This is a genomic window from Candidatus Enterococcus myersii, assembly GCF_017316025.1.
Classification (GTDB): Bacteria; Bacillota; Bacilli; order Lactobacillales; family Enterococcaceae; genus Enterococcus_C; species Enterococcus_C montenegrensis.
Window position 1 is genome coordinate 23,312 of sequence record NZ_JAFLVT010000006.1, and the last position, 21,490, is coordinate 44,801.

Sequence of the window (21,490 nt, forward strand, 5' to 3'; positions counted from 1 at the left end):
TTCTTTTAATTTGGTAAAGTTATAAATTATTGTTCAAAATAAACAGGTTCTCCTGTCGCCGAAGATTCATACATTGCTTCTAAAATTTCAGTGACGACTAAAGCCTGTTCAGGTTTTACTAAAGGTGCTGTGTCATTTAAAATGGCATCGATCCACGCTCTTGCTTCGTTATATGCGGGATCATCTGCGGCACCATCGTAAAAATCAACGCCACCTGGCTCCAATTCAATTTTCTTTTCATACAACGTGCTGTGATCCTCACCATTAATGGTTAGCCCATCATTCATATCTGCGCCAGCTTTTGTGCCACACAATGTTGTCTTTGCCTCTTTAACATCCAAAGAATTTAACGCCCAGCTTGCTTCTAAGAAAATGGTGGCCCCATTTTTCATGGTGATAAAACCAAATGCGCTGTCTTCCACTTTATATTTTTGTGGATCCCAAGCGCCCCACGCATTTGCCGCATTTTCAAGCTCCGCTAATTTGCGATAGGCCGTACCCACGACAAATTTTGGTTCATAATTATCCATCATCCACAAAGTCAAATCCAAAGCATGGGTTCCAATATCAATTAAAGGTCCGCCACCTTGCGCTTTTTCATCTAGAAAAACACCCCAAGTCGGGACAGCCCGCCGGCGAATTGCATGAGCTTTCCCAAAATAAATTTCTCCCAATTCTCCTTCTGTACAAATTTCTTGCAAATATTGGGCATCCTTACGAAAGCGATTTTGATAGCCAATCGTCAACTTTTTCCCAGTCTTTTTTGCCGCTGCCACCATTTCCTTTGCCTGTGCGGCAGTTTTAGCCATCGGTTTTTCACACATTACATGACACCCGGCTTCCATCGCCGCTACTGAAATAGGGGCATGAGAATTATTTGGCGTCAAAACGTGCACTAAATCCAAATCAGAAAAAGCCAACATCTCGTTATAATCCGTAAAGACTTGGGCCGTTTCACTCCCATATTTTTCACAGTTTTTTTCTGCGCGCTCTTTTATCAAATCACAAAAAGCAACTAGCTCAACTTCCTGAATTTTAGCTAAAGCGGGTAAATGCTTACCCTCAGCAATCCCACCACAGCCAATAATGCCAACCTTTAAACTCATAATTATTTCTCCTTTGTTGGAAACGTTTTATTTTCTTCATTATAAAAAACAACCACACAAAATTCTTCCCGCATCCGTAACTAAAAATTCCCACATTTTATCTTTTAAAAAAAATAAATAAAGTATACTAAAATAAAAAGCTTCAAAAACGCGTTTAGCTCACAAGCAATAAGATAGAATTTTGATAAATTGCTTCTCAAATTTCTCGAAATTTTAGCTTATTGTCGTAGAGAGCTCGTTTTTGCAGCTAGACAAAATAAAAAGCAGAGCAAACTTGCCAGTCTTTAAAAAATAAGCGCGGAATTTGCGAAAATTGTTTTTCAAATTTTTGAAAAGTTCGCCTTATTTCTTGAAAGACTAGTTTGCGTAGCTAGATTAAAAAGAAAAGCTTCAAAAACGCGTTTAGCTCACAAGCAATAAGATGGAATTTTGATAAATTGCCCCTCAAATTTCTCGAAATTCTAGCTTATTGTATTAGAGAGCTCGTTTTTGTAGCTGAATCTAGAAAAACGAAAGGTAGCCTTTAGCTCTTTTTCAAAAATATCAGAAATTCGGATAGTCAAAATTTTAAAAAAGTGAGAGAAAATTATGAGTTTGTATCTTGAAATACCAGAATTACATAGTGCTTTTCCTTTTCGGACGTTTATTAATGATGGTTGGGAAATTGTCTATCCTCATTGGCACAAAGAAATTGAAGTGATTTATTGTTTGACGGGGAGAGTGAAATTGGGGGCTTTTGGGGAAATTTTTGAATTGGCAGAAGGGGAGATTTTTTTCTTTCCCAGTGGCGAGCCCCACTTTTTCCTCGCTTCCCCGGATAGTAAGCGTATTGTTTTTCAGTTTGATCTGCGTTTTTTTTATGAACAAAATAACCGCGTCGCTTCCGATCGCACGTTACTCCAGCTTTTTGATGAGACTCCCAATTACAGTCAGCAGTGGCCCCTTACTGCACAAAAAAATCTGAATCGGCTGTTACGGGAAATTTTTAACTGTCACGAAGAAAAAAACGAGGGGTGGCAATACGGTGTGACGGGGCTTTTGACGCAATTTATTTATGCCTTATATCAACTGCCGAAAAAACCGAATGTAAAACAAAATACTGCTAAAGAAAATCTGAAAAGTCGTGAAACTCTCGAATTATTGGATCAAATTTTTGAATATGTTGAAGCCAATTTTGACTCTCCTATCACGTTAGCGGCTGCAGCTAAACAGGTGGGCTTTAGTCAAACATACTTTTCCCGCTTTTTTAAACAAAAGGTGGGACTGCCCTTTTCTCAGTATTTGAAAGAATATCGCATCGAGCAGGCCAAGTTTTTACTAGCTACAGAACAGTTGCCCATGAGTGATGTCGCGGCTAAAGCTGGCTTTGCCAACGTCAAAACCTTCCATCATGTTTTCAAAAAAACCGTTGGCTGTGCTCCTTTGCAGTATCAAAAGCAATTAACCTAGGGAACAAATCCATAACTTAATTGGTTATAAAACACTTTGTATTCAAATTTTCAAAATTTTTATTTTTTTATAATAACAACATACTTATATAACCATTATGTTTTTATAAGGAAATATTTTTAATTTATGACATCTTTTTTAATCTAATTGTTCTAAAATAAGGAACGCCAATTGTAATTAATAAATTTTTATTATTGTTTTACTTATTAAAGTGCTTTGGCAATATTAATAAACAAAAGGATGGTATTTCATGTTTAAAAAAATCTTGGCACTCACTGCTATCACTTCTTTAACACTTTTCATGCTAGCTGGTTGTGCCAGTGGTCAAAATAACAAAAAAAGCGATTCTACAATTTCTATGAGTTCAACAAAAAATAACGATAGCTCCGAAAGTTCCCAAGTAGTAACTTCTTCTTCAACGAAAACACAAACGCAATCTTCAACACAGCAAACAGCTGTCGCTAGTACAAATACTAGCTCGAGTGAGACAGTTGAAGCTAACGAAAATGCCGCGAGTTATGGCGTGGATGTTACACAATTTGCGACACCAGTTACCTTTAATTTAAAAGGTATGAATGTGCCACCTGCTATTACTATTGCGACAAATAAAACGACGACCACCGTTACCTTTGATGCTACTAAAAATCAATATGAAGCAAACGTCACAACAATTCCAACAAAAGAAATCCGTGTTTTTTCCCATGCTGATAATTCAATCCGAACCGTTAAAGTAAATACACAAATAACTTTGGCCAAAGGTTCAGGACAGTATTTAAATAATACCTTGTATTTGATTGCCAATAATCAAGGCGGCCTCTCACTACTTACGCCAAACTATGCTGGTAATGTAGCAAACGAACAACAAGACGTCATGCTAGAAGCTATAAATTAAAAAATATCCTATCAGATTTGAGGTAATATCGTGCCAATTTTTGACTCTCCCATCATAGTTGGAGCCTATTTATTTAGTGTCTGCCTAGCAGTACTTTTAATTTTCATCGAAAGATTACTGACCTCTTCTGCGACAAAACGAAAAAATAAAATTGTAAAAGAGACCTATCCTGACTTATCAAAAAAAGATTTAGCCTTTCGCAGAGCGAACCTGCTCAGTTATTATCGCATCTATTCTGCTAGTTCGCTTAATAGCAAAATCATAGTTGCTTTGTACCTGGTGCTGTTTCTGGTTTTTGGTATAACCTGCGTCATTGCATTCACCCCTTCTACTTCAGGGTTTTATTTTAGGATAGGCCTGGTGCTATTTTTAATGGCAATAATCACACTTATTTTACCTGATCGCAGGAAATCACAGACATTTTGGGAAAATTATTTACAAGAACACCCCGATAATCCTTTAATGGTTATTATTTTCCCTACAAAAAACGATCGTAACATCTTGGTATTTGCAAAAATAAGTGCCGTTTTCCGGTTATTTTGTAGCTTTTTTTCCTTTTATCTGGCCTACTGTTTGTTCCAATTCAATCTTTAAAAGAAAACCTTGCTAACTAATGGGAACTGGGCACCATTTTGCTAGCAAGGTTTTTTTATTTTTTATCTTCTTTCGTAATTTGTGCTTGTAATTTTTTGGGTAATTTACAGACGACCAGCTGGTAAGAAGCGGCAATCATATTGCAAATCTCATCCTCAGTTAAGAGCGGACTTGCCAAATAAATAGAATTCCAATGTTTTTTATTAGCATAATAGCCAGGAATGATCACGTCGGGATAAAGCTCCCGTAACTCTTCATTTTTAGCAGGATCATTCTTTAACGTGATAATGGCTTTTTCTGTTTGTTCAGGACTCATCATGCCAAACATTTTCCCCATAATATCAAAATAATAAACGCCCCAATCTTGGCGAAAATAGACTTTGGCTTGTGGCAGGCTTTCGCCATACTGTTTGAATTTTTCCATTCGATTTTTTACAGACATCATCTGACCTCCCTGCCCTTTTTCTCCAGTATACCAAAAGATACGCAAACTGCCCTCAGCTCGCAAAAATGAGCGGGAGATTTTTTTAATTGTATCGCAAGTTTTGGGTAATTTTCCCTTATTTTTTGGAAGGTTCATTTGTAAAATTGATTTTACCAACCTGTAATAAAACAATTTATTCTGGTGAAATTTTTTTGCTTTGCCGACAATTAAAAAAACACCCTCTTCTTTAAGAAGGTGTTTTTTTACTTGATTTCACTCTTCATCCAAAGAAAGTTCAGGTGCCAAAAGCGGTGTTGCTGCTTTTTTAGTGCCAAAGAATTGGCGGGTTTCGTTGACGACCACCGGGCTTAAAAAAATCAGCGCGATGATATTTGGAAAAGCCATCAAGCCGTTACAAATATCTGCCAGTGTCCACACCGCTGAAACGGTCAAATAGGGGCCAATAAAAACAGCTGCCACGTATAAAACTTTAAAAGGATTAGCAAATTTATTCGTATTAAAGAGATATGCCAAACAACGCTCTGAATAATAATTCCAGCCCAAAATCGTCGTAAAAGCAAAGAACATTAAACAAATCATCAACAAGAAAGAAACAACCGCCTCAGAAATCGGCAACGCTTGGCTAAAGGCGTAAATGGTGACTGCCGCGCCATCTTTTCCTATTTTCCATGCATCTGTTAAAATAATCGCCATGCCCGTCATATTACAAACAATAATCGTATCGATAAATGTACCGGTCATAGAAACCAAGCCTTGTCGCACAGGTTCTTTGGTCCGCGCGGCAGCTGCGGCAATCGGCGCACTGCCTAGACCAGATTCATTGGAAAATATTCCCCGGGCAATTCCTTTTTGCATAGCGATCATCATCGCCCCTAATGCTCCGCCGGCAGCTGCCTCAAAACCAAAGGCGCTGCGGAAGATCAAAATAATCACACCAGGTAATTTGTCCGCATTTAAAATAATCAGCCACAGACATAAACTCACATATAAAACGATCATTGCCGGGACAATAATTTCTGAAACTTTGGCAATGCGCTTGACCCCACCAATTAAAACACCGGCGACACAAATTGTGACCAATAACCCCGAAATAATCACCGCCCAAGAATAATTGTTGCCAAATAATTGTAAGCTGTGATTTTTATCAGGATCAAAAAAAGTTTCAGCAGCAGAAGTAATACCGTTAATTTGCGTTAAAGTACCAATACCTAACAGCCCCGCTAAAATACCAAATAAGGCAAAGGCCTTGCCAAGTGGCCGCCATTTTTTTCCTAACCCTTTTTCGATGTAGTAAAAAGGGCCGCCTAATGCTTTTTCGTCCGTATCAAAAGAGCGGTACTTCACGGCTAGTAATCCTTCTGCGTATTTCGTTGCCATTCCCAAAAGCCCTGCTAATTCCAACCAAAACAACGCCCCAGGACCGCCGGCAACAATCGCAGTTGCCACTCCGACGATATTTCCTGTACCAATAGTAGCAGATAGCGCTGTACACAACGCTTGGAAACTCGAAACATCCCCTTTGCCGTCCTCTTCATCTTGCACCATGAATTTCAACGCCAAGGGCAATTTTTTTAGCTGAATAAAACGGCAACCAACCGTCAAAATCAGCCCAATCCCCAAAATCAATAAAATCATGGGCGCTCCCCAAATAATATCGTTAATTTTTACTAACACCTTATCCATTTCATTCCCCCTTTTAACGATAAACCCTCAAACTTTCCACTAACTTGTGACGATTTTACTTTTTCACCGACGAAAACAACAACCTTTTTATTTTTTCAATAATCTGAATATTTTGCCATTTTAACAGGTTTTCAGCTGACTTTCCACCCATTGATGATTTTTTTTGTCAAAATGTAGCGGAAATGTTCGGGGTTTTACGGGGTAAACACAAATAAAAAAACTGTCGAACCTGCTTTTTTAGCGGAACCTTCGACAGTTTAAAAATATTATTGGCGCAATTTTTGCTTTTTGCTTATGTATTCGCTTATTTCTTCCTCCGATAAAGCATAAAACCGATCACCGCAACTGCGATAATTACAGCAACTATGACGGGCACAATAAAATTTGACCCCGGCACTAAAATATCTGTTGGTCCATCATTTTGTCCAATAATTTCACTGGTAGTATTTTTCATTTTTTCTCCCCTACGATCAATTTCTTTTTAATATAGCAGATATTCTAGTGCTAAATATAGCTAAAATGAGCTGTCTGCTAATTAATGAAGCTGATGACAACGAAACAACCTGCCAGCCTTAAATAACCCTAAGGCAGCTAATTATCCCTGCTTTTTTATTGTTTTTCTTGTTTAAATCGCTTTACAAAAGGCTTATTGGTCCTACAATACGGGCAGCGGAAATGATTTCACTGATTTTTTCTGGTGTTTCTTGCATGCCTTTTTCCATCCAGTACAAAATGATTTCAGCAGATGTATCAAAGAGAATAATGGCTAAATAATCATCTGGTACATTGGGAAACTTACTTTTTAGCTGCGGGTAATAATCTTGCAGAAAATACGACAGCAGATCACGAATGGCATTTTTTAACTCGGTAGCAAAATGCGGATCGCCATGTTTGCCTAAGAGCATCATCACAACTTCTTTTTCATTTTCGGCATGTTTGATTGTTTCGACGAGATCTTTATAATCGATAAAAACAGTTTGATTACCAGATAAATCGATTGTACTTGGAGAAAGTTTCTTATCTTTGACACTTTCGACGAAAAAGTGAATATTGCCTTCCCCTAACTCCAAAATCAGATCATCAATATCTTGATAATGTAAATAAAAAGTTGAGCGATTGATTGCAGCTGTGCGACACAACTCTGAAACCGTCACATCTCGAATAAATTTTGTTTTAGACAATTTAATCAATGCTTGATAAATTTTTTTCTTTGTTTGCTTTTTTTTTAAATTTTGTTCTGCCATCGTATTCTTCCTCTCAAATCGACAAAAGCTAAAAATCTGTTGGTTGACTATCTTTCTACTCGATTATATAATTTCCAAGTTCACAAATCAACACGTTGTTGTTTTGCTTTTATTGTGAGCAGAATTAAATCGGGAAGAAGGCAAAATTATGATAAAACAAGAATGGCGCGCGTTAATCAAAAATAAATTTCTTTTAATCGTCTTGGGGATAATTGGCTTGATCCCAGCATTATACAACCTCATCTTTTTAGGTGGACTGTGGAATCCTTACGGAAATCTTGATCATTTGCCCGTTGCGGTGGTTAATCAAGATCAACCAATTGTCTATCAAGGCAAACAACTCGCCATTGGTAAAAATTTAACCACTAAATTAAAACAAACACACGCATTAGACTTTCATTTTGTCTCCAAAGAACAGGGACAAAAGGGAATTGAAAAAGGAAAATATTATATGATCGTGACGATTCCGGCAAACTTTTCCAAAAATGCAACGACAATCTTAACTAAGCAGCCAAAGGATATGGAAATTACGTATCAAACCTCTCAGGGTACTAATTTGACTGGGGCTAAAATGTCAGATTCCGCGATGGCCCAAATAAAAAATCAAGTATCCAGTCAAGTAACCCAAATGTATAGCGAAACATTGCTTTCACAATTTGGCAAAGCCGGCACTGGTATGCAAAGCGCAGCAGCAGGCGGCAAAAAATTAGCAGCAGGAACCGACAAATTAAATACTGCCAGCCAGACACTTTCAGATAATTTAACAAAACTAGCTGCTAGTTCACTAAAATTTTCTGATGGAAGCCACACATTAAATAAAAGTCTGCAACAATATGTCACCGGCGCTAAAAAAGTTGATACCGGCGCTAAAAAACTTAATCTCGGCATTGCGACTTTAGCGGGTAAAGTGCCGGAGCTAACCGGTGGGATCAGTCAACTGACCGATGGTTCTAAAAAACTTGCCACCGGCGTTTTACAATATACAAATGGTGTCGGCACTGTTACAAAGGGATCTAAAAAGCTAACCCGCGGAATCAATCAATTTGCTACAAATATTCCCAGTTTAACGACAGGTGTGGGGCAATTAGGCGCTGGATCGCAAACGTTGCAAAACGGATTAGGTCAATACACAAATGGCGTACAATCCGTCAGCGACGGCACACAGCAAATTTCAGCGGGACTGCAGAGTTTAGCTTCAAAAACGAAACAACTGCCTCAACAAGTAAAAGCTTTAAACGAAGGAACTAAAAAAATATCAGCTAGCTTAAGTGCTGTGCAAATGTCAGTGGCAGAAAAAAATCAGCTTTTAAATTATACCGATAGCGTGAAAAGCTATCTTGCGCAAGTTGCTCAAACATTGGCCACAACTGATTTAAGCGGTCTAGAAAATATTGCACAGGTCACAGACCTTGTAGCAGAACTTTCTAATCAGTTAAATAGCGTATCAGAAAATGTTGCTGGAATTAATCAGCAAATCGAAACTGCAAAACAGAATCTTAGCGCCAACTACCAAACAGATTTAACAACCAATGCAAATGCCATCGTTGCTGCCTTAGCCACAAGCGGTGTGACTTTATCCCAAGAACAAAAGGACTTGGTCTTAACAACGATGCAACAACAAGATAGCCAAACTTTGCAGGCCGCAAATCAGCTTTCAATCGATACGACACCACTTTTTGCTTCACTAACAGTTCAAAAACAAGCTTTAGAAAAACTAACAAGTGGCCTTGCCGCCGTCCAACAAATTCCTGTTACGCAAATAGCTGACTTGAAAACTGGTGCAAATCAATTGACCCAAGTCAGCGCTACTGCTAGTAACGGAATTAATAAATCTGTGCAGGGACTTTACGATATTGCCAATCAAGTTGTTCCAGGCATCCAAGCAATTGACCAAGGTACAGCAGCATTAAATAAAAATATGCCAACTCTCACGAAAAGTATTCAGCAATTAGCAACTGGCAGTGAACAGCTCACACAAGGTGCCACAAAATTAGCAGCACAAGGACAAACAATTAATCAGGGTGCTGGAAATCTAACAAACGGGCTCGCTAATTTACAACAAAAAGTTCCTGTTCTAAGTGGCGGGGTCAATCAATTAGCCCAAGGCGCAAAACAATTGGCTAGTGGAACTGAGCGCTTGCAGCAACAATCAGCCACGCTTACCCATGGTTCAAACCAACTAACAGCTGGCTTAAATCAAGTACAGCAAAAGCTGCCTACTTTGCGTAGTGGCGTGTCTGCTTTACAAAATGGTTCCTTACAATTAGTGAATGGAACTGGACAACTAGCAGCAAATGGCGGCAGCATAATTTCAGGTGCGCAAAAATTAGACAGTGGCGCACAACAAATTTCAACAGGCAGTTTCCAACTTGCTACAGGTGAAAAACAAGTACAGCAATCTTTAGGAAAAGTCGGAAGTGGGCTAAAGGAAGTGAGCAATCAATTGGCTAGTGGTGCTGATAAAATAAAAGAAATCAACACGAAGAAAGTTTCAGCTGATGCCATGGCCAAGCCTGTAAGCACTATTCACCAAGATTTTGACTCAGTAGCAAATAATGGGACGGCAATGGCGCCTTACATGATGTCTGTCGCCTTATTCATTGGAACCATTACATTTAACTTGCTGTTTGATACTTTTACACCAAAGAAAAAACCGACAAGTGGTTTCGCATGGTGGGCAAGTAAAGCCTCGATTTTAGGCGCTGTCGGAATTTTTCAAGCTTTAATGGTGTATTTCGTCTTGACCGTCTTTTTAGGTATGACTGTCTTACAGCCAGTCAAAGTGATTTTGTTTAGCATCCTCGTTTCCCTGACCTTTATGTCGATCGTCACGTTGTTCAATTTATTATTAGGAAAACTTGGTTCATTTTTAATGCTTATCTTTATGATCATTCAATTGGCAAGTTCTGGTGGAACGTATCCAATCGAATTAAGTGGCGCATTTTATCGGGTTATAAATCCGTTTTTACCAATGACTTATTCCATTCGCGCATTACGCGAAGGCATCTCCATCGGAGGCTCACTGTTAGTTGAAACCGGCCTGTTTATCGGGTTATTCCTAATCAGCAATCTCTTGATGATCGCCTTTTTTACCAAAAAGAAAAAAGATCCCCGCACTTTTGATGAAGAAATGTCCGAAGTTTAAAAAGCGGGCGTGTGAATCTATGAAAATGGTCTAGCGGATAAATTTAAGTTATTGCTACCACTTTTTTACAGTGAAACCAGCTAAAAGGCTAATAAAAAGACAGAAGGATTTTTCCTTCTGTCTTTTAAAATTTATAAATTGTAAACTGAAATTTTATTTTACTTTGTTAGCAAAATCTAGCAACTGTTGCTTATCGTAAAGTTGATGATTGCATTTGTTGCTGTCGACGCAAATATAGTTACCACGTTTGGTATACGTACCGTCGCCGCCTTTTTTAGTCGTGGCTAAAAATAGCGCCACTTCACTAGTTTTATGACAAATGGAACAAACATTTTTCAAAATATTACTAGAAAAATTGCCTTTTAACCCTTTTAGGGCACCATTTTCATAATACAGCATAAATTTTTGCTGCTGTCCCGGATCGTTCCAGCCAATATAGGTGTGCTCTTTTAAATCCATCGCGTCAAAATTTGGTAAACGCAATTTTTTCGTCTTGCGAAAGACTTTTTCCACTTGTTTAGCACTTGGCGCAACAAAAGGCGTCACTTGTTCTTTTAATTCGTTTAAATAACGTTCAGCTGCGGCTTTTGTCAAATGTGGATTTAAAATAAATTGCACCAATGCTGCTTTTTTTGCAGAATCTTCCGGCAAAATGGTATTAATTTTTTCAGTTGTTAAAGCCTGTACGGCGTTGACTGTTTGTTTGTCATTGACGGATTGATAGACATTAATCAAATCGTCGATGTCTTTTGCTAAAGCAAAAAATTGATAAGGTTCTAAATTCATAAGATTTTCCTTTCTCCAAACCGCTGATGCGCAGAAGAAAGTCACAACTGCGCCATCAGTCTAACTGCCAGCCAATTGTGCGTACAGAAGATACAAATCGTATCATGTGACCACCACCTTGTTCTAATCTTCGTTATCATACCCGCATTTTCTAAAAAAAGCAACGGCCCTACGCCGGTAGTCAAAAAAGAAAAAAATTGATAGAGTAGAAATAGAAAAGCTTTAGGAACTTGGTCAGCTCTCAAGCAATAAGATGAACTCTTGATAAATTGTTCTTCAAATTTCTCAAGAGTTTGGCTTATTGTTGCCGAGAGTTAGTTCATAAAGCTAGACAATTAGAAAAGCTTTAGAAACTCGTTTAACTTCCAAGCAATAAGACGGAATTTTAATAAATTGCACTGTATAAGGAGGAAGCCCATGAAAGTTTTATTTATTTTTGATGACGGTATTTTTTCAACTTTTTTTGTTTATGATTTGCAGGATAAGGGTTCTTTATGGCGCGTTAGTCCTGAAATCATGCTCCACAACATTACCTTGGGAGAATTGTATGTTAAAAATTCGATCACTGATTTTTTAAAATACTTCTCGGTTGCATTTTCTCAGTCGGTAACAAAATACTTCATCTTGAAAAAAGAAGAGGGATTAGCCGCGATTAAAGAAGCCGGTCTGGATACAGATGGCACCTTAACGATTACAGTTGAAAAAGATTTTACCGCTTTAAAAAACGGCCAAAAATTTTTATTAGGTCCGCAAAAGTTGTCTTTGACAGAAATTGATGCCTATATTAGCTATCAAATTGACGAAGATAAGTCTTTTGACGTTTTTAGCCGCCAGGAAGATTTGATTGGTTTTATGAAATGGAAGACCGTCACGCCCAGTCTTAGCGCTATTACGCAAAACTTTGGTACAGTCAAAGAGCACACCAAAAGCAATCTCGGCTTACGAGATATGTTAAAACTTGGTACAGGTTATTTGGCCAAAGGCAACGCCCGCATGCAAAAAATAAATGTTCCCACCCCAGGAAGTTACACCGTATCCGGTGATTTTCCTTATCGCTTAGACAAAATAAATTGGGCCAAAAATACCATTCAGCTCCATCGGGATTTACAAGCTTAAATAAGTGTGAGACAAAAAAAGTGATGATACCCAGACGTATCATCACTTTTTTGCTTTATTTTTTATCGGTTGCGTCCCAAACTTGTTTAATGGCTGGAATATTGCCGATTTCCGTTAAGTTACTTGGTAGGATAACCGTATTGTGATTATTTTCCACCACGTGTTTAAAGGCTTCAATGCCTAAATAAGATAACATTTTTTCATCCAATTCACTCTCTTGGATGGCTTGGTTGATCTCTTTAATACGTTGTTTTTCAGCTTCTGTTACGACACGAATGCGTTCGGCTTCAGCAGCGGCATCGATTTTAATGCGCTCCGCTCTGGCAGTGGCATCAATTTTGGTTTGCTTGGCCCGCGCGGCGGCATCAATTTCCATCTCAGAGGCTTTGGCTTCAGAGTCCAAAATGACAGATTGTTTTTTACCTTCTGAAATTGTGATCAAGGATTCTTTGTCGCGGCTAGCTGTGATGAGCTTGTTCATGGAATTCACGATTTCATCGGAAACTGAAATTTCCCCAATATTAATGCGGTCAATGGACAAGCCGTAGCCCGCCGTAATATCTTTGACACTTTCAAATAGCGCCACATTGATTTCTTCGGTCCCATTTAAGACTTCGTTTAAATCCATTTTCCCAATGATACCCCGTAAATTAGACTGACAATCTTGGATCATGGAAACTACAGAATTTTGGTTATCGTATACAAAAGCACGGACGTCGGTTACGTGATATTTAATCGCTTCATCAATTTCAACGATAACATTGTCTTTTGTGATTACGCTTTGCGGATCAATTTGAATCGGAATTTGTTTTAAAGAAACCCGCTGCTTGACGTTGTACAAAACGGGGATCAAAAAATGTAAACCCGGATCAAGCGATTTCACATACTTCCCAAAGCTTTCAACTACTTTAACTTCCCCTTGCTCGACGATAATAATCATTTGCGACAAAATTAAAATAATTAAACCAATCAATAAGATAACAAAAAAGATACTAAAAATTGCCAATGTAATTCACATCACTTTCGTATAATGTATTGTTCACTTTTACCAATAGTGCATTAGGGGTGTAGTCGATAACTTCTAACATATCCCCAACTGCCGGCAAACCTGCAACCACTCTATAATCATACCAGCTGCCAAAAATCCTGACACTGCCAGTAAAACTTTCTTTCGTTGTCCGAAAGCATTTGCCTAACGTTTTTTCCATTTGATAATCTGCCAACGAATTTGCCCACCTCCTGTTACCAGCCAAACCTAAAACCCCAACGTGATTGCAATCATTATACCACTTGCAAAATGCTCTTAGTGAATCATTTGTTAATTAACAGCTTTTTCGTCTAAAATAGAAGCATCATAAAAAATCAGACAAGGAGGTAAGCCCATGGCTTTTTTTAAAAAAGAACCCACGCAAGCAGAATTATTAAAACAAACGCTAACCTCTTGGCTTATTCAAAATGCAGGCAACGAGATTTTGTTAGCTGATTTAAATGAATGCCTTTACCAAAATAACTTTTTTTCCCTGCATTATTTTGCCCAGGTTGGTTTTCAAGCGGAAAATAAACAAGCCGTCTTAACGGCACGGGTAAAAAAAGACGCCGTAAAAAAATTAAATCAGCTAAAAGAAGCGGATTTTAACGCCGAATTTACTAGTACCAAAATACAAAAATCAATTTTAGACGGTATTCTTACCAGTGAGAGCTCCTATTTTCGCCTGTATGTCGCACCTTCTGCTTTAAAATGTGGCACCGACTTATTAAAAACATTCGCTGAAACCAAAATTTATCAAGCGGATAAAAAAACTGGGGCTTTTGTTGCCAGCAGCATCCAAGAATTGCTTTATTTATGCTACCGTTTTGATTTAGCGCAAAATCCGCAACTAGCGGTTAAAAATCTTTCTTTAACTAAACTTGTGCCAGCTTCTGTTACCGCACCAATTTTAACGACTTTGACTGCCATTTACAATAACACGATTTCAGAAGTTGATTTACAGTATTTATTCACGTGGGTGCTACAATACAGCGCTACGATTACGGCTACCAGCACACTGTTTGCCTCTTATTCCGCCAGCGCTTTGCCGCCAGAAGTCTTGGCTAAAACACAGGCGATCGTTCGTGAGCTGTCCAAAAATTTTGCCGCCAGCACCACTGTCTTAACGCCTCATGCAACGCAAGATGCACTGGGTGTCACTAGCCAATTACTTAAGCAAATTCCCGCCTTATTTGAAGAAGCCAACGAAAAAATGACCACTTTAAGGCAAAAGCTGCAAGCAGCCGCTGAAGATGAAAATAAGCCATAACCTGACTGTTACGCCTTAAGCTTTTTTTCATGTCTACTGCTGTAAAATCAACTTTTTATTGTAACAAAAAATGTGACAAAAAAGTTTCATGTGAAACATTTGCTTGCTTACCTCTTTTTTGCAGCGTAAAAAAACACCTGAAAGCAAAAATTCGCTTTTTATTTGTCTTTGGAGTACCCTTATGAAAAATAAGCGAGGTGTATTATGAAAACTGTACTTCAGAACGTCAGAATTGAAACAGATTATCTAAAAAACGCTGGTTTCACTTATGGAACCAAGACCAAAAAAGTAGCGATTACTTTTGAAGATGGTGTGATTACTGCTGTTAGTGATTCAGAGGAATCTTTTGATCCTAAAAGCGCCATAATTGATGGTAAAAATGCTTTAGTCCTACCGCAGTTACGCGAAATGCATGTGCATTTTGATAAAAGTAAATTAGGGATTCCTTGGTATCCCGTTGAACCAGCTGATAGCTTGGTGCAGCGTTTTACCAAAGAATTTGAATATTTAGAAAGTGCGCCTTTATCTTTTGAAGAGCGCATGAAAAACTTAATTGAATTAGAGCTGGCTCATGGTGTAACTCATTTTCGCTCCCACATCGACATTCATCCCAAGGTTGGCCAACGCTACTTGGAATCTGCGCAAAAAGTTTTAAGTGCGTATACTGATAAATTGGATTATGAATTGGTTGCTTTTCCGCAGCATGGTCTGCTTTTATCTGATGCCTATGATGAGATGAAAACAGCGCTGCGCAATGGTGCTACTTTAGTTGGCGGGGTCGATCCGGTCTCCCTTGACCAAAACTTAGCTCTTTCTTTAAATCAAACTTTTGAATTAGCCACTCAATTTAATGTGCCCATGGATTTACACATTCACGAACGCGGTGATAATGCGCGGGCATTCTTTTCTAAATTGTTGGAGCTGACCAAAGAAGCAAACTGGCAAAATAAAGTAACGATTAGTCACGCTTATGGTTTAAGAGACTTAGCTGGTACAGAACAAGATGAACTTTTTAGTGCCTTAGCAGAAAATGGGATTACGATTATTTCCAGCATTCCTTTAAATTTTGTTATTCCACCATTAACCAAACTAAAAGCTGCCGGTGTCAAAACCTTTATTGGCTGCGATAACATCTATGATTGCTGGTCACCTTTTGGCAATGGTGATGTGATGGATAAATTAAATCGCTATGCTGAAATTTTTGACCAACTATCACAAGAAGAATTAACCGAAAGTTTGGAACTTGTAACCGGCCAAAAAGCGCTGGCTTTAGATGGCTGGCTTAAAGTGGGGATGGCAGCTAATTTCACTTTAGTAAACGCTGACTCTACGGCAGAATTTGTCGCCCGTAAAATTCCGGTTTCGGCCAGTTACTTCAACGGAAAACAAGTAAAATAGTAAAAAGACCTGGCAGAAATGGTGAAAGTAGCAAAAAGTTAGACGACAAAACTAACTTTTTTTGCTACCGCCTTTCATTTTGCCGGTCTTTTTTTTCTAAAAAATGGTAGCGGTGCTGACTTGTCAACACCGCTACCACTTTAAAAGATATTTTTAGCTATTTAATTCTTTGATGGCCTTAGCTTGCGGGCGGCGGGATTTTAGTAAAACACCACTTACTAAAACTAATAACGCTGCCAACGCACCGACTAGCCCATACAGCCATGGCGGTGTCTGAGAACTAGCTGCCACCGGAATAATCGCACTGTTAACTTCTTTGGCGTTTTTACTGCTCACTGTAAAAGACTCGTTTACTTGCCAGACATTGCCTTTGCCGTCGGTTACTTGCAAGTGAAGCTGATAGGCGCCTGGTTTAATTTCTTGATCGTTCATTGCAAAGACCAAATCAAAATTCGAGTTAGGTGCCATGGAACGATTTTCCCAGTTTATTTTTTGCAGCGCTGTTTTTTTACCCGCTTTTGTAATTTTACCGGTGTAGGTCATCTTGCCAATCGCGTCCAAGGTCATATTTTCCACGTTCACACTAAAAGCTGTCTCGCCAAAGGAAATAGCGGCTTTAGGATTGGTAATTTTCAGCTCTCGCTTCACTTGTGTTAAGGTATTGCGCAGCTGCAACCCCAGAATATAGCCAAATTGGCTCGTGACAGACGCCCCATCTTCTTCAATCAATTTTAAAACTTGAATCCCCGCCATAATTCGACCAGCGAATTTTTCTGTTGGCATGGTTACAGAAAGTGGCACTTGTATTTCACTTTGTGGTGGTACGGTTACGGTTTTGGGAGCTTGAACGACATCTTCAATTGAATATATCGTTGCAGCAGATGGCGCCTTTTTACTGCTGTAATCAATTTGACCACTGCTATTGGTGGTGGCTTGATTAATATTTACCACAAATTTTTGAGCTACAGCAGCATCGTTTTTTATTGCGATTTTGATTTCTTGTTTTGCACCAGGCTTTAATAACAAATCAAAATAAGTTTGCTCTTTATCAATTTGATTTTCCGGTAAGATACCACGAATGCTAAATTCTACATTGCCACTCGCCTGCGCTGTTGGCCCTAAAAATAAGAAAACAAAAGTTAAACATACCAAAATCCAGCCACTTTTTTTCATTATTGCCTCCTAAATTACTCCGCAACTTCCGGCAAAGCCGTTAGCGTGAAGAGTACCAAATTTTCTACGTCAATTTTATCCCCTTGTTTTAATTGGAAATCATGATCTTTGAATTCCATTGCGCCGCTTTCAAATTTTTTCATTAGGAAACCGGCTTTTTCTGTCACATCTTGACTAGAAAAAATAATGTCGCCATCCGCACCGGCACCATAAATCTTTTTGCCTTCGACTGTAAATTTGGTAATCGTCACCGCTTTATTGCCAGTCGCAATATTGGTTTTACCAGCTTCATCAACTTTATCTTTGTTTAAAGAAGCTTTTAAATTCCATGAAACACTTGGCGTATCATTAAAAACAACGTAATTATTTTTGAAAACTTTCTTGATTTCGCTATCGCTGTCATCTTTAATATTTTGATCGGTAAAGTCTACTGTGTAATTCCCGGTAGCATTAAGGGTGGTTGTTTGTTCAAAACGGTCGGGAACATTGATTAATTTTAGTTGTTGCAATTCCGGATTTTCATTGGCTAAAACGGTAATATTCAAATCGGTACTACCTTTTGTATCGCTTTCCACCTTGGCAAATGCCGAATTCCCACAACTTAATAGTGTCATTGTCATTAAACCTGCTGCTAAAAATTTTTTCATCTTTATTTCGCTCCTTTTTATATGGTTGGTACATTTTGTAAGACAATAATTTGAGTGGCCTTGTATAAACCGGCGGCAGCGTCAGGAGAAATTGTTAGCTGAATGTCTTCTTTTTTGACCCGATATTCATAAGAAATCGCTCCTTGATCTGTTTCGCCAGTCTTTTTCACAATTGTATTTCCTGCTTGTTGCTGCTTTGTTTTAAAGGGTTGGCTTTGAAACTGTGAACTAACTTGCCACTGTTGTTGATTTTTTTTTCGTAATTTGCCTGTCCCTAACTGATAGTAGACGTCTTTTGCTAGATACTGTGCTTCTTTTTTGAAAGGTTGGAATTGATAAAGCAGCTGCCAACCTGCTTGTTTGCTGTAACGACTATCTGTAATTTGAATCACTAAATCCGTCTTGGAAGTGATCGTAAAGCGCTCCGTGCGTATTTTATGCCGGCCAAAATCTGGCGGCTTTACCATTTGTAATTGCAAGTCTTGCTCCATTACTTCAATAATCAAATTACTTGCGGCCAATCCTGTCGGCGGCCGGATAAAGAGGCTGCCAAACACGAGCAAGCCAACTAAATAAAGCCAGCATTTACGCATCTTTACGCCTCCTTTGATAAAATAAAATTGTGCCGCCAACTAGTAGCGTCCCCACAAAAGATAGCCCCATTTGTAAAACTTCTCCTGTTTTTGGCATAAAAATTAGCGGATTGTCTTTTTTTGAAGTTAAATCATTTGTATTTGCGTTTGTTTTTTCTTGATATAATTCCAAGGGTATCGTTTTTTGATCTTGATCATAGGTTATTTCTGCCCCTAAAGCACGCACTGGAAATAGGCCGCAGACTAGCACTAAAAAGCAAATTCTTTTCACCATTTTCCTCCTACTCCACTATCGGGACATCATGTAGCTGCCACTGGACTTTTATTTGATTAAGCTCTGGTTTTACTTGCATTTGAAGGGGATTGGTTTTGAGCAGTAGCCCTTCTTCTTTGGCATATTCCCGTTGACTCAAATAATTGTCTTCCTTTTGAAAATTTGCCGCATTTATCTGAATCGGCGCATTAGGGCGATTTAGTTCTTGTTCATCGTCGTCTCTCCAAATGAAACTGTACTGACCAATAAAATCTTCTGCTGGCAACAGCTGCAAAGTAAGATACCAATTGCTCCTTTTATTTTGCGGGCGTGTATCTAAAATTTCGATGCGTAAATTTTCTTTACTTTGGTGCGGCAAAATTTCAGCCTGAGCTTTTAACGGGACCTGCCAATGAAGCTGATCACTGACATAAGTAAAGCGTAGCTCTGGTGTATATTTTGTTTGCAAATAAATCTTGTTGGAAACAAGGGGGAGCGTTTTACCGCTGGCATCACATTCAATAACTTGTAGACTATACTCACTATCTGATTGCACATGTTCAACAAGCTCTGTGGCAAGTAAGGTCTGCTGTTTTATTTCGCTGTTGTTGGCGATCATTTTGGTCCAAATGACCGACTCTTCTTTCCCCTCTTTTTTAGCCAACTGGACTTTTAGCATCTCATTTTTTTTCACTTCATCTTTTAAATAAAAATTCAGCGGGGTCTTTAAGTTGGGACTAGTAAAATCAAACTGACGAATTTTGGTGAACTGATTTAATTTTTCATCCCAAGCAATCACCGGTGGCGTATCTTCTGTCACGGTATATTGCAATGCTTCTGTCGTAAACTGTACCTGCATCGTGTTGCCTTCTACTTGATAGCTTCCTTTTAATTTCGGAATTTTAGTGATCGTAGTTCCCTCAGGTACTGCCTTGATTTTTGTGTCATAACGTAATGTCAGTTTTTCTTTGGGTTGTACAACAATTTTTTGTTGCGGATAAAACTGGCCATTCTGGTATGTGCCGGCAATTTCCACTCCATTTTTTTCAAAGGTAATTTTTGTATCATTTACAACTTCTTCTGCCTCTTTACCATTGCGATACGTGATGGCAATGCCATGCTGCCCTTGGTTATTTTGATGAATTTCAAAGGGCAGATTACCGCTGGTATGCTTGAAAGTGACCTCTTGTTGTAAAACATCTTCTTTTTTTACCAATTTGTTTGCCAGCGAGGTAGTTAAATCCGTTTTTAAAAATGCATCTTGCTGCAAAATTCCGGTCATGGTGTGATCAGGATTTTTAAAATCGGAAAAGAAAATCATGTTTTTGTTTAAAAACTGCTTGTTAGTATTTTGTAGTGAAGTATCCATCGTCGCAGTAAAACCCCAAACTAATTGGGGCGGCTGCTGTTCATTGTAGCCATCAATATAATGGCGTAAATCAACATCAAAACTAGCCAGATTTTCTTCTGTCGTCGCCGTAATCAATTGAATATTAATCGTAGCGTAATGGGCTCTAATATTGGCTAAACTGAATTTAAACCATTTTTTATTAAAGTAACCATTTCCGGCATAAACTGCCCAACGTTGGGCGGCACCATTGCGGTTTTCATTGGCTAATTCCGGTTTAAAAACATGGGGTTTATTGCTGTTATAAACCGATAAATGGGATTTCCCCTTCGTTTCACTATTGGCTAAAGATGAATCCGATCCCAAGTGCGTGTGTCCATCATTGGACCAGTTATCAAAAGCAACTAGCATAGCATCTTGAATACCAGTAACGCGATTTTTTTGTTCCGGATTTTCTTTTGAACCATGATAATAGGCACCTAACCCTTGCACTTCATACTTTGTCGAATCTGCGCCTTGATAATCGTAATAATCAGCTGAGGAAATTTGACGTTGTGGCCGCATAAAAAAGGTCAAACCTTCTGTATATTCCGCCATATACAGATACGCATTAAAAACTGTGCCACTATTTCCCTGACTAAAATCCACCGTATTCTGGGATTGTGCCATACCTGCGCGATAGTGATTGAAATAGGTTTGTTTACGAAATCGCGTTAAATTAAGCGTGTCACTAACTGTATCCGCCGCTTCAAAAGGTGTGGCAAGCGCACTTTCAATTTCCCTTTCATTTTCTTTACTTCCACCAAGAGCCGCAGCATTAAAAACACGTCGCCCCTCTACTTTTTCCTCGTCCAAGTATCGCTTTACTTGTAAAGGAATCGCAGCCTGCTGCGCGCCGACACCAACGCCAGTGCCCTGATCAATTCCCCGACGATTCAAAAAAGCATCCTTCACTTGAAGCGGTGCATATGACAAAATCGACTCCTGATTATTTTCTTCTTTAATTTTTGGTTCATTTGTTTTTGTACTTTGCAACAAAGAACCCGCTTCATTATTCCCATTCAAAACATGAGAGTCTCTAGAATTTCCCTGTTGGTTAATGAATTCTTGATTAGAATTTGTCGACGCAAACGTTCCCGTCTTTTTTCGGTCTTGTTTTGCTGATACTGCTTGAGCAAAATCAGATTTATTTACGCTGACAACGGATAATAACAAACAAATCATCATACCAAAATGAAACGTTCGTCTTTTTAAATTCTTCATTTTCTACACCTTAATTCATTTTATTATCACTTCTTTTTAACTATATCATTATTTTATC

20 protein-coding genes are annotated in these 21,490 nt (G+C 38.6%); 7 read left to right on the forward strand and 13 right to left on the reverse strand.

Annotated elements, in window-relative coordinates; translation table 11 throughout:
• Positions 1–26: 26 nt before the first annotated feature.
• A complete protein-coding gene (locus JZO76_RS04055) occupies positions 27–1,106 on the reverse strand; it encodes a Gfo/Idh/MocA family protein (protein WP_206902904.1) in 1,080 nt (359 codons plus the stop codon).
• Between the two features lie 588 nt (positions 1,107–1,694).
• On the opposite strand from JZO76_RS04055, the gene JZO76_RS04060 reads away from it, so the two are divergent.
• The 3 genes from JZO76_RS04060 (at position 1,695) to JZO76_RS04070 (ending at position 4,041) form a co-directional block, all read left to right on the forward strand.
• Positions 1,695–2,555, forward strand: coding sequence for an AraC family transcriptional regulator (locus tag JZO76_RS04060; RefSeq protein WP_206902905.1), 861 nt, complete (start codon positions 1,695–1,697; stop codon positions 2,553–2,555).
• 250 nt (positions 2,556–2,805) lie between these two features.
• Positions 2,806–3,447 carry a hypothetical protein gene (locus JZO76_RS04065; protein ID WP_206902906.1) on the forward strand — a complete coding sequence of 214 codons (642 nt, stop codon included), beginning with the start codon at positions 2,806–2,808 and terminating at the stop codon, positions 3,445–3,447.
• 30 nt (positions 3,448–3,477) lie between these two features.
• The gene (locus JZO76_RS04070; protein ID WP_206902907.1) at positions 3,478–4,041 is read left to right on the forward strand and encodes a hypothetical protein; all 564 of its coding nucleotides are present in this window, start codon (positions 3,478–3,480) and stop codon (positions 4,039–4,041) included.
• Positions 4,042–4,096: 55 nt separating this feature from the next.
• Here the strand turns inward: JZO76_RS04070 and JZO76_RS04075 are convergent, their stop codons facing one another.
• The 4 genes from JZO76_RS04075 to JZO76_RS04090 all read right to left on the reverse strand — a co-directional run bounded on the left by JZO76_RS04075 (position 4,097) and on the right by JZO76_RS04090 (position 7,413).
• Positions 4,097–4,483: an MmcQ/YjbR family DNA-binding protein gene (locus JZO76_RS04075; RefSeq protein ID WP_242595775.1), complete on the reverse strand. Its 387-nt coding sequence runs from the start codon at positions 4,481–4,483 to the stop codon at positions 4,097–4,099.
• 255 nt (positions 4,484–4,738) lie between these two features.
• Complete coding sequence (locus JZO76_RS04080) at positions 4,739–6,169, reverse strand: alanine/glycine:cation symporter family protein (RefSeq protein WP_206902908.1); 1,431 nt, start codon at positions 6,167–6,169, stop codon at positions 4,739–4,741.
• Between the two features lie 304 nt (positions 6,170–6,473).
• Positions 6,474–6,623: a hypothetical protein gene (locus JZO76_RS04085; protein ID WP_206902909.1), complete on the reverse strand. Its 150-nt coding sequence runs from the start codon at positions 6,621–6,623 to the stop codon at positions 6,474–6,476.
• Positions 6,624–6,804: 181 nt separating this feature from the next.
• Complete coding sequence (locus tag JZO76_RS04090; RefSeq protein WP_206902910.1) at positions 6,805–7,413, reverse strand: TetR/AcrR family transcriptional regulator; 609 nt, start codon at positions 7,411–7,413, stop codon at positions 6,805–6,807.
• A gap of 148 nt (positions 7,414–7,561) precedes the next feature.
• On the opposite strand from JZO76_RS04090, the gene JZO76_RS04095 reads away from it, so the two are divergent.
• Positions 7,562–10,558 carry a YhgE/Pip domain-containing protein gene (locus JZO76_RS04095; protein ID WP_206902911.1) on the forward strand — a complete coding sequence of 999 codons (2,997 nt, stop codon included), beginning with the start codon at positions 7,562–7,564 and terminating at the stop codon, positions 10,556–10,558.
• Between the two features lie 153 nt (positions 10,559–10,711).
• Here JZO76_RS04095 and JZO76_RS04100 read toward each other — a convergent pair whose 3' ends face one another.
• A complete protein-coding gene (locus JZO76_RS04100) occupies positions 10,712–11,344 on the reverse strand; it encodes a FusB/FusC family EF-G-binding protein (protein WP_206902912.1) in 633 nt (210 codons plus the stop codon).
• Between the two features lie 417 nt (positions 11,345–11,761).
• On the opposite strand from JZO76_RS04100, the gene JZO76_RS04105 reads away from it, so the two are divergent.
• Positions 11,762–12,460: a hypothetical protein gene (locus JZO76_RS04105; RefSeq protein WP_206902913.1), complete on the forward strand. Its 699-nt coding sequence runs from the start codon at positions 11,762–11,764 to the stop codon at positions 12,458–12,460.
• Between the two features lie 55 nt (positions 12,461–12,515).
• On the opposite strand, the gene JZO76_RS04110 is transcribed toward JZO76_RS04105, so the two are convergent.
• Together JZO76_RS04110 and JZO76_RS04115 are read right to left on the reverse strand one after the other, a co-directional pair.
• Positions 12,516–13,400 (reverse strand): SPFH domain-containing protein, encoded by an 885-nt coding sequence (locus JZO76_RS04110; RefSeq protein WP_242595786.1) that lies wholly within the window; start codon positions 13,398–13,400, stop codon positions 12,516–12,518.
• Between the two features lie 52 nt (positions 13,401–13,452).
• A complete protein-coding gene (locus JZO76_RS04115) occupies positions 13,453–13,668 on the reverse strand; it encodes a hypothetical protein (protein ID WP_206903061.1) in 216 nt (71 codons plus the stop codon).
• A gap of 174 nt (positions 13,669–13,842) precedes the next feature.
• On the opposite strand from JZO76_RS04115, the gene JZO76_RS04120 reads away from it, so the two are divergent.
• Together JZO76_RS04120 and JZO76_RS04125 are read left to right on the forward strand one after the other, a co-directional pair.
• Positions 13,843–14,757, forward strand: coding sequence for a hypothetical protein (locus JZO76_RS04120; RefSeq protein ID WP_206902915.1), 915 nt, complete (start codon positions 13,843–13,845; stop codon positions 14,755–14,757).
• Between the two features lie 204 nt (positions 14,758–14,961).
• Complete coding sequence (locus tag JZO76_RS04125) at positions 14,962–16,155, forward strand: amidohydrolase family protein (protein WP_206902916.1); 1,194 nt, start codon at positions 14,962–14,964, stop codon at positions 16,153–16,155.
• Positions 16,156–16,308: 153 nt separating this feature from the next.
• On the opposite strand, the gene JZO76_RS04130 is transcribed toward JZO76_RS04125, so the two are convergent.
• Genes JZO76_RS04130 through JZO76_RS04150 form a run of 5 tightly spaced genes read right to left on the reverse strand, consistent with a single transcriptional unit; the run spans position 16,309 to position 21,432 of the window.
• Complete coding sequence (locus tag JZO76_RS04130) at positions 16,309–17,328, reverse strand: DUF916 and DUF3324 domain-containing protein (RefSeq protein ID WP_206902917.1); 1,020 nt, start codon at positions 17,326–17,328, stop codon at positions 16,309–16,311.
• Between the two features lie 14 nt (positions 17,329–17,342).
• Positions 17,343–17,975, reverse strand: coding sequence for a hypothetical protein (locus tag JZO76_RS04135; RefSeq protein WP_206902918.1), 633 nt, complete (start codon positions 17,973–17,975; stop codon positions 17,343–17,345).
• Between the two features lie 17 nt (positions 17,976–17,992).
• On the reverse strand, positions 17,993–18,568 hold the full coding sequence (locus JZO76_RS04140) for a WxL domain-containing protein (protein WP_206902919.1): 576 nt from the start codon (positions 18,566–18,568) through the stop codon (positions 17,993–17,995).
• Positions 18,561–18,839: an LPXTG cell wall anchor domain-containing protein gene (locus JZO76_RS14235; protein ID WP_206902920.1), complete on the reverse strand. Its 279-nt coding sequence runs from the start codon at positions 18,837–18,839 to the stop codon at positions 18,561–18,563. The genes JZO76_RS04140 and JZO76_RS14235 overlap by 8 nt, the downstream gene beginning before the upstream one ends.
• A 10-nt stretch (positions 18,840–18,849) precedes the next feature.
• Positions 18,850–21,432 carry a hypothetical protein gene (locus JZO76_RS04150; RefSeq protein WP_206902921.1) on the reverse strand — a complete coding sequence of 861 codons (2,583 nt, stop codon included), beginning with the start codon at positions 21,430–21,432 and terminating at the stop codon, positions 18,850–18,852.
• Positions 21,433–21,490 lie beyond the last annotated feature (58 nt).